Below are 8726 nucleotides of genomic sequence, written 5' to 3'. Positions count from 1 at the left end.
CCCGCCCCACTGCGCACCCCGCCACTTCGCCGCCGCCAGCACCGCGCCCCTGGCCAGCAGCGCCCCCGTCGGGGTGCTGAGGCGATGCGCGAGTCCCCTGTGCTCGCGCAGCGCCCACAGCGTCACGATCCACGCGGCCGTCCCCTGATACACCTGCCCGGCGTCCCCGATGACGGTGATCTCGTCGAGGGTGGCTCCGTGGTCCAGGCCGGGGAAGCGCCGTCGGGCCTCGGCGGAGGCCGCGGGCAGCAGCTCCAGCGGGACCAGTTGCGGCTGCCGCACCAGCCAGTCCCGCAGGAAGGCGCACAGGCCGCACCCGGCGTCGTACAGGACGGTGAGCCGGCGGACCGGGACGCGCGAGGCGTCCCGGTCGGCGGCGGTGGCGGCGGTGTTCACCGCTCCCCCCGCGGCGGCGGTCACCGCGCTCACACTCCGGCCGTCGGGGCGGCCCAGCCCTGCGGGGGGACCGGCGGGAACTGCTCGCGCTCCATCACCCCGCGCCGCCGGATGCGGTTGAGCACGTACACGTTGCCCAGGTGCATGACCCCCAGCACCAGCAGCACCACGCCCAGCTTGGTCGACAGCGCCTCGAAGACCCCGCGTGTGTCGGTGAGGGTCTCCTCGTCGCCCAGGTAGAGGGCCACGAAGCCCAGGTTGACCAGGTAGAAGCCGACCACGAGCAGGTGGTTGACGGCGTCGGCGAGCTTCTCGTTGCCGTGCAGCACATCGGCGAGGAAGACCCGCCCGTTGCGGCTCAGCGTGCGGGCCACCCAGACGGTCAGGGCGATGCTCACCAGCAGGTAGATGACGTAGGCGACGACCGTACGGTCCATGTCCCCCACCCTTTCTTGAACGCGTTCAAAACGCTGACAGGCGAGACTCTAGACCCGTTTTTGAACGTGTTCAACCAAGGGGGACGGCCCTGCCGGTGTGACCCCCGCCTCAGAGGTGCCCTCAGAGGCGACTCGGGGGCGGCTCAGGGGCGGCGCCCCAACTCCGGCCGCTTGCTGTAGTCCGTGAACCCCAGAACGTTGCCCCACGGATCGGCGATCTCCACCGTCCAGCCGGTGGCCACGGGGGCGGGCTCGTCGAGCGGTGCGATGCCCGCGCAGGCCAGTGCCCGTGCCGCGACCCGCGCGTCCGGCACCTCCAGCCACACCCGCGGCGACGGCCACGGCGGCGGCCGGTGCCCGAACCCCTCCTCCAGGCGCAGCAGCAGGCCCGGCGTCTCACCCCCCACCTTCAGCAGGGCGATCCCGGCCTCGTCGAGCCGGAAGGCGGGGGTGAACCCGGCACGCTCGTAGAACGCCACCGCCTCGGCGAGGTCGCCGACGGGCAGCAGCACGTTGTCGAAGCCGAGCAGCTCGTACGACTGGTCATCTGACATACCGTCAGAATAGGTCGGTGGGCAGCCGGATCCCGGCATTGTCAGTGGTGGCCCGTACTGTCGTCGGCATGGCAGTGGTGACGTTCGTCGACGAGACGACAACGGGGGAGCGGAGCGCCGCACGGGCGCTCGACATCGCCGAGGAGCGGCTGACCGTGCGGGCGCTGATCGGGCGCCGGGTGGCCGCGGAGACGGCCGCGCACAACGCCCGCACGACCCGCGGGGAGGACCGAAGGGACCCCGCGCGTCAGACCGAGCTGGCCCTGCGGGCCTTCGCCGGGAACGGACTGCTCGTGCTGGTGGGGGACCGTCAGGTCACCGACCCGGACGAGGAGATACGGCTGGTGCCCGGCACCGAGGTCACCTTCCTGAAGCTCGTCCCGCTGGTGGGCGGATGATGATCATTTCACCCGCCGAGTACGCGCGGCTCATGCGCGAGGTGGTCGCGCTGATCGCCGCCGAGGACATCGAGCCGCTGGTGCCCGGGCTGGTCGCCCTCGGCGAGATGATCGACGGGACGTGGGGCCTCCCGGAGGGCCGCCAGACCGTCGAGGCTCTGCGCACCACGTCCGTCCCCTTCCGGACCGCGCTGCTGCGCACGCTCCTCGACCGCTGCCACGCGCCGGACACGCCCCCGGCCGCCCGCCGTTCCCTTGTCGTCCTGCTCCACAACATCGCGAGGATGACACCGGCCACGAGCGGTTCGCCCGAGACCCGCGCGGCGCTCGTCGACCTGTACTCCCGGCAGGACACGGAGCACGACACCCGGCAGCTCATCCACCTCGCCGAGGGGGAACTCGCCGACGGCCGGGACCTGCCGGGCGAGTTCGTCGCCGTGCTGCGCCGCTCCCAGATGGTGGCGTGGCGCAGGTCGAGCGAACTGGACGCCTTCCTGCGGCGGATCACGGCCCCCGCCCTGAACCCCGGCGAGGCCTGGGCGGACCGGGCGCTGGCCGACCTGGCCGGGCTCGGCCCCGACTGGCAGCGGCTGCTCGCCCACGCCGCCACCGCCACCGCCCCACGGCCGCCCGCGACGTGGGAGCGGACCGGCCGCGCGCTGATCGACGCCCTCGGCGCCGACGCGGTGCGTGAGCGACTGCTCTCCTGGCTGTCCCTGGTGGGCCGGCCGCGTACCCGCCCCCTGCTGGTGGCGTACGAGGGCTCGCACGTCAACGACACCTTCGACGCGTTCAACGCCACCGCCCTGCGCGGCCTGGCCTGGCTGCTGTCGTTCCTGCCCGCGCACCCCGACACCGCCCGCGCGCTCGGCGCCCTGGCCGAGACGGCCCTGCGCAAGGTCCCCGGCCACGGCCCGGTCAACCCCAAGGTCGCCAACGCCGCCGTCACCGCCCTCGCCCGCATCGACGCGGAACCCGCCCTCGCCGAGCTGGCCCGGCTCGCCACCCGGGTCACCTACAAGGGCACCCTCAAGCTGCTCGACAAGGCGCTGGAGGACCGCGCGCGGGCGCTCGGCCTGAGCCGGGGGGAGATCGAGGAGCTGGCCGTGCCGGTGTACGGCCTGACCGAGGTGGGCCGAGCCGAGCACCGGTTCGGCGGGACGACCGCCCGCCTGGAGGTGCGCGGCACCAAGGCGGTGCTCACCTGGACCAACCCGGCCGGAAAGCCGGTCAGGGCCGTGCCCGCCGCCGTCCGCCGCGACCACCCGGACGAGCTCAAGGAGCTGAAGGCGGCCGTCAAGGACGTCGAGAAGATGCTCGTCGCCCAGAGCGAGCGCCTGGACCGCCAGTTCCTCGCCCGCCGCACCTGGCCGTACACCGCCTGGCGCGAGCGCTGCCTGGACCATCCCCTGGTCGGCACCCTCGCCCGCCGCCTGCTGTGGACGGTCGACGGCACCCCCGCCGGGTACGCGGACGGCGCGTTGCGCACCCTCACCGGCACGCCCGTCACCGACGGCGGCGAAGTGGAGCTGTGGCACCCCGTCGGCCGCGATCCCGCCGAGATCGCCGCGTGGCGGGACTGGCTGGAGGAGCACGGCATCACCCAGCCGTTCAAGCAGGCCCACCGCGAGGTGTACGTCCTCACGGACGCCGAGCGCGCCACCGGCACCTACTCCAACCGGTTCGCGGCCCACATCCTGCGCCAGCACCAGTTCCACGCCCTCACCGCGGTCCGCGGCTGGCGCAACAAGCTCCGCCTGTACGTGGACGACGAGGCCCCGCCGGCCACCCGCGAGCTGCCCGAGTGGGGTCTGCGTGCCGAGTTCTGGATCGAGGGGGAGGGCACGGCCGAGACGTACGACACCGACTTCACGGACAGCGGAAGCCATCTGCGGCTGCGCACCGACCAGGTCCGCTTCTACCCGATCGACGCCCCGGAGAACTCCGCGCACATGTGCGGCGGCCCGTACCGCATGCGGCTGCGCGACGGGACGGCCCCGGCCGGCCCGGTCCCCCTCACCGACATCCCGCCCCTCGTCCTCTCCGAAGTGCTGCGCGACGTCGATCTGTTCGTCGGCGTGACCAGCGTCGGCAACGACCCGGCCTGGCAGGACGGCGGCCCCGCGGGCCGCTTCCGGGAGTACTGGACGTCGTACGGCTTCGGCGAGCTGAGCCAGAGCGCCGAGACCCGGCGCGCACTGCTCGAGCGGCTGATACCGAGGCTCGCGACGGCCGGTCGCTGCACGATCGACGGCCGCTTCCTCCAGGTCAGGGGCGACCGGCACACCTACCGGATCCACCTCGGCTCGGGGAACGTCCTGCGCACGCCGAACGACCAGTACGTCTGCATCGTTCCGAAGGGGGACCCGGCCGCCCCGCGGGCGGGCTATCTGCCCTTCGAGGGCGACCGCATGCTGACGGTGATCCTGAGCAAGGCGCTGCTCCTGGCGAACGACACGCAGATCACCGACCCGACGATCCTCAGCCAGCTCTGACCGGCCGGCCGTGACACGCCGCGGGCCCCGCACTCCCCAGGGGGAGGCGGGGCCCGCGGAAGGGGTCCGACCGAAGGGTCAGTAGCGGCGCGTGATCAGCGCCCGCTTCACTTCCTGGATCGCCTTGGTGACCTCGATACCGCGCGGGCAGGCGTCCGTGCAGTTGAAGGTCGTCCGGCAGCGCCAGACGCCGTCCTTGTCGTTCAGGATCTCCAGACGCTGCTCGCCCGCCTCGTCACGCGAGTCGAAGATGAAGCGGTGCGCGTTGACGATGGCGGCCGGGCCGAAGTACTGGCCGTCGTTCCAGAACACCGGGCACGAGGTGGTGCAGGCGGCGCACAGGATGCACTTCGTGGTGTCGTCGAAGCGCTCGCGGTCCTCGGCCGACTGCAGCCGCTCACGGGTCGGCTCGTTGGTGTCCTTCGTGATCAGGAAGGGCATCACGTCCCGGTACGCCTGGAAGAACGGCTCCATGTCGACGACCAGGTCCTTCAGGACCGTCAGGCCCTTGATGGGCTCGACCGTGATCGGCTTCTCCGGGTTGATGTCCTTGATCAGCGTCTTGCAGGCCAGACGGTTCTTGCCGTTGATCCGCATGGCGTCCGAGCCGCAGATGCCGTGGGCGCAGGAGCGGCGGAAGGTGAGCGTGCCGTCCAGGTCCCACTTGATCTTGTGCAGCCCGTCGAGGACGCGCTCCTTGGGGTCGATCTCCAGCTGGAAGTCTTCCCAGGTCGCCTCGGCCGAGAGCTCCGGGTTGAACCGGCGGACCCGGAAGGTGACGGTGATGTACGGGGAGGCGGCGGAGTCCGCCCCGACCTTGTCCAGAACAGGGGTAGCCATCAGTACTTACGCTCCATCGGCTGGTAGCGGGTCTGGACGACCGGCTTGTAGTCGAGACGGACGGTTTCGGACCCGTCGGCGCCGACCTCGCGGTACGCCATGGTGTGGCGCATGAAGTTGACGTCGTCACGGTTCGGGTAGTCCTCGCGGTAGTGACCGCCGCGGGACTCCTTGCGGGCCAGGGCGGAGACCGCCATGACCTCGGCCAGGTCGAGCAGGTTGCCCAGCTCGATGGCCTCCAGCAGGTCCGTGTTGAACCGCTTGCCCTTGTCCTGGATCGCCACGTTCTTGTAGCGCTCGCGCAGCTCGGCGATCTTCTCGACCGCCGTCTTGATCGTCTGCTCGGTGCGGAACACCATGACGTTGGCGTCCATGGTCTCCTGCAGCTCGCGGCGCAGCTCGGCCACCCGCTCGTTGCCGGTGGAGTTGCGCAGCCGCTCGATCTGCTCGACGACGAACGCCTCCGGGTTCTCCGGCAGCTCGACGAAGTCCGCCTTCTGCGAGTAGTCCGCCGCCGCGATACCGGCCCGCTTGCCGAAGACGTTGATGTCCAGCAGCGAGTTGGTGCCCAGGCGGTTGGCGCCGTGCACCGACACGCAGGCGACCTCGCCGGCGGCGTACAGACCCGGGACGACGGTGGTGTTGTCCGCCAGGACCTCACCCTCGACGTTGGTCGGGATACCGCCCATGGCGTAGTGCGCGGTCGGCTGGATCGGGATCGGGTCCGTGTAGGGCTCGATGCCGAGGTAGGTCCGCGCGAACTCGGTGATGTCCGGGAGCTTGGCGTCCAGCTGCTCCGGCGGCAGGTGGGTGAGGTCCAGGTAGACGTGGTCGCCCTCGGGACCGCAGCCGCGGCCCTCCCGGATCTCGGTGTAGATGGAGCGGGACACGACGTCACGGGACGCCAGGTCCTTCATGACGGGCGCGTACTTCTCCATGAAGCGCTCGCCGTCCTTGTTGCGGAGGATGCCGCCCTCACCGCGGGCGCCCTCCGTCAGCAGGATGCCCATGCGCCAGATGCCGGTCGGGTGGAACTGGAAGAACTCCATGTCCTCCAGCGGGATGCCCCGCCGGTACACGGCCGCCTGGCCGTCACCGGTCAGCGTGTGCGCGTTGGAGGTGACCTTGAAGAACTTGCCGCAGCCGCCGGAGGCGTAGATCACGGACTTCGCCTGGAAGATGTGGATCTCACCCGTCGCCAGCTCGTACGCGACGACACCGGCGGACTTCTTGACGCCGCCCACCTCGGTGATCAGCTGGTCCAGGACGTAGAACTCGTTGAAGAACTCCACGCCGTGCTTGACGCAGTTCTGGTACAGCGTCTGGAGGATCATGTGGCCGGTGCGGTCGGCCGCGTAGCAGGACCGGCGGACCGGGGCCTCACCGTGGTTGCGGCTGTGACCGCCGAAGCGGCGCTGGTCGATGGTGCCGTTCGGCGTCCGGTTGAACGGCAGGCCCATCTTCTCCAGGTCGAGGACGGAGTCGATGGCCTCCTTCGCCAGGATCTCGGCGGCGTCCTGGTCGACCAGGTAGTCACCGCCCTTGACCGTGTCGAAGGTGTGCCACTCCCAGTTGTCCTCCTCCACGTTGGCCAGCGCGGCGGCCATGCCGCCCTGCGCGGCGCCCGTGTGGGAGCGGGTGGGGTAGAGCTTGGTGAGCACGGCGGTGCGGCTGCGCTTCGTCGACTCGATGGCCGCGCGCATACCGGCGCCACCGGCGCCGACGATGACGGTGTCGTACTTGTGGATCTTCATGATTCTCGCAGCCCCGTGCCTAGCGGATGTTCGGGTCGAAGGTGAAGATCACCAGCGTGCCCAGCAGGATGGTGAACACCGTGGCGGTGTAGAGGAGGCCCTTGAGCCACAGCCGGGTGTTCGCGCGTTCCGCGTAGTCGTTGATGACCGTGCGCAGGCCGTTGGCGCCGTGCAGCATCGCCAGCCACAGCATCAGCAGGTCCCAGACCTGCCAGAACGGGGAGGCCCAGCGGCCGGCCACGAAGGCGAAGCCGATCTTGGAGACGCCGCCGTCGAGCACGAGCTGGATCAGCAGGTGGCCGATGACCAGGACGACCAGCACCACGCCGGACAGGCGCATGAAGAGCCAGGCCGCCATCTCGAAGTTGCCCCGGGTCGACTTCGGGGTCTTCCTGGTGCGCTGGCGCGGGGCCTCGATGTAGGGCGCGGGGTTGTCGACGCTGTAGCCGCCCTCGACGGGGCCAACGCCGGAAGCGGTGGTCTCAGTGGTGGACATGGGCGTCAGCTCCCGAACAGTTCACGAGCGGCGTGACCGAGGACGGGGTAGATCGCCCCGAGCATCAGCACGACCCAGATGCCAACGACGGTCCAGAGCATCTGCTTCTGGTAGCGCGGTCCCTTCGACCAGAAGTCGACGGCGATGACGCGGAGGCCGTTGAGCGCGTGGAAGAGGATGGCGGCGACGAGGCCGTACTCCAGCACGGCGACGATCGGCGTCTTGTAGGTGGCTACGACCTTGTCGTACGCCTCGGGGGAGACACGGACGAGTGCAGTGTCCAGCACGTGCACGAACAGGAAGAAGAAGATGAGGACGCCGGTGACTCGGTGAGCCACCCAGGACCACATTCCTTCCCGTCCGCGGTACAGCGTTCCAGCCGGCACGGAAGAACCCTCCGGGAGCGGGATTGGGGCCTGCCGGCTTCGGTGTCGGACGGGCCCGGCCGGGTACGGTCCACCGGCCCCCAGCATCGTAGCGACGGTTGCCTGTGGCGCTTACACGGGGCCTGTCGGTGTGATCAAACTGGCACGCGTAAGGGTGAGGTTTGCGGCATTTGCGGTGAGGAGTGCCGCTCTGCGTCGGGTGGGGTGCCGTTGTGGCTGGTCGCGCGCTTACGCGGCGGTGGCCGCACGCCGATCACGGCCCCACGCCCGCGAGCAGCTCCACCAGGCGCCCCTTCGCCAGGTTCCGGAGTTCCTCCGCCGTCACCTGGCGCTCGTCCTCCGGATCGTTGGTCAATCGTGACCGGATGGTCGCCAGGACGTGGTCGAGGGCTTCGTCCGGCGATACGTCGTTCACGGAGATGACGAAGACATGCCCGAACTTCGCCTCGTATGCGGCGTAGGCCGCGTTCAGTGCGGTGTGGGCGACCTCGTACGTTCCGTCCGGAAGGTCCGGCAGGGACTCCATCGCCAGCGCCTCCGCCACGTCCTGCGGCGACAGGTCGTAGGCCGCCTCGTCGGCCGCGGCCAGGAGGGAGGGCAGGTCCGGATAGGGGCGGTGGGCGGTGACGCGGTCGGCCCAGCGGAGACTGTGCAGGCAGGTGAGGAGCGTGTGCCGGGCGGATTCGGCGGGGGCGGTGTTGAAGGCGTCCAGCGGGGCACAGGTGCCGCGGGACAGTCCGGGTATGAGCCGGTCGGGGAGACGGTGCGCGGGCAGCGTGAGTCCTCGAAGGAAGGTGTGAAAGTTGTGCCCTCACGTTATCGAGAGTGGTCACGGTGTGTCCGACGGATGCCCGAGTTTCACCCGGACGGGGAGGTTTGAGGACCTCTCGCCGACGCGCGGCGCCTGTGCTGGCTCACGCCGCCAACGTAAGCCCGAAGCGGACGACGGGCGTCGGCGAGAGGTCCTCAA

At 70.4% G+C, this 8726-nt stretch carries 10 protein-coding genes; 2 read left to right on the top strand and 8 right to left on the bottom strand.

What is annotated here, in order from left to right:
- The 3 genes from CCN42_RS38540 to CCN42_RS38530 form a co-directional block, all read right to left on the bottom strand.
- Positions 1 to 396, bottom strand: a 396-nt coding sequence (locus CCN42_RS38540) for a thiol-disulfide oxidoreductase DCC family protein (protein WP_086741868.1), incomplete at its 3' end; no start/stop codon positions are given.
- 29 nt (positions 397 to 425) lie between these two features.
- Positions 426 to 833 (bottom strand): hypothetical protein, encoded by a 408-nt coding sequence (locus CCN42_RS38535; RefSeq protein WP_086741865.1) that lies wholly within the window; start codon positions 831 to 833, stop codon positions 426 to 428.
- Between the two features lie 143 nt (positions 834 to 976).
- On the bottom strand, positions 977 to 1387 hold the full coding sequence (locus CCN42_RS38530) for a VOC family protein (RefSeq protein ID WP_086741864.1): 411 nt from the start codon (positions 1385 to 1387) through the stop codon (positions 977 to 979).
- Between the two features lie 68 nt (positions 1388 to 1455).
- Here CCN42_RS38530 and CCN42_RS38525 point away from each other — a divergent pair, with 68 nt between their 5' ends.
- Together CCN42_RS38525 and CCN42_RS38520 are read left to right on the top strand one after the other, a co-directional pair.
- Positions 1456 to 1785, top strand: a complete 330-nt coding sequence (locus CCN42_RS38525; RefSeq protein ID WP_086741867.1) for a hypothetical protein — start codon at positions 1456 to 1458, stop codon at positions 1783 to 1785.
- Positions 1782 to 4280, top strand: coding sequence for a DUF4132 domain-containing protein (locus CCN42_RS38520; protein ID WP_245877666.1), 2499 nt, complete (start codon positions 1782 to 1784; stop codon positions 4278 to 4280). The genes CCN42_RS38525 and CCN42_RS38520 overlap by 4 nt, the downstream gene beginning before the upstream one ends.
- Positions 4281 to 4358: 78 nt before the next feature.
- Here the strand turns inward: CCN42_RS38520 and CCN42_RS38515 are convergent, their stop codons facing one another.
- The 5 genes from CCN42_RS38515 to CCN42_RS38495 all read right to left on the bottom strand — a co-directional run bounded on the left by CCN42_RS38515 (position 4359) and on the right by CCN42_RS38495 (position 8531).
- Positions 4359 to 5120 (bottom strand): succinate dehydrogenase iron-sulfur subunit, encoded by a 762-nt coding sequence (locus tag CCN42_RS38515; protein WP_086168003.1) that lies wholly within the window; start codon positions 5118 to 5120, stop codon positions 4359 to 4361.
- Entirely contained in the window at positions 5120 to 6874 is a 1755-nt protein-coding gene (sdhA, locus tag CCN42_RS38510) for a succinate dehydrogenase flavoprotein subunit (protein WP_086168004.1), read from the bottom strand. The genes CCN42_RS38515 and sdhA overlap by 1 nt, the downstream gene beginning before the upstream one ends.
- Positions 6875 to 6893: 19 nt before the next feature.
- Positions 6894 to 7370, bottom strand: coding sequence for a succinate dehydrogenase hydrophobic membrane anchor subunit (locus CCN42_RS38505; RefSeq protein WP_086168005.1), 477 nt, complete (start codon positions 7368 to 7370; stop codon positions 6894 to 6896).
- A 5-nt stretch (positions 7371 to 7375) separates the two neighbouring features.
- A complete protein-coding gene (gene sdhC, locus CCN42_RS38500; RefSeq protein WP_073940416.1) occupies positions 7376 to 7756 on the bottom strand; it encodes a succinate dehydrogenase, cytochrome b556 subunit in 381 nt (126 codons plus the stop codon).
- A 253-nt stretch (positions 7757 to 8009) separates the two neighbouring features.
- Positions 8010 to 8531: a 2-oxo-4-hydroxy-4-carboxy-5-ureidoimidazoline decarboxylase gene (locus CCN42_RS38495; RefSeq protein WP_422641257.1), complete on the bottom strand. Its 522-nt coding sequence runs from the start codon at positions 8529 to 8531 to the stop codon at positions 8010 to 8012.
- Between the last annotated feature and the right edge of the window lie 195 nt (positions 8532 to 8726).

The organism is Streptomyces glaucescens (assembly GCF_002154375.1).
Classification (GTDB): Bacteria; Actinomycetota; Actinomycetes; order Streptomycetales; family Streptomycetaceae; genus Streptomyces; species Streptomyces glaucescens.
This window is presented reverse-complemented; position numbering and strand designations above follow the sequence as displayed.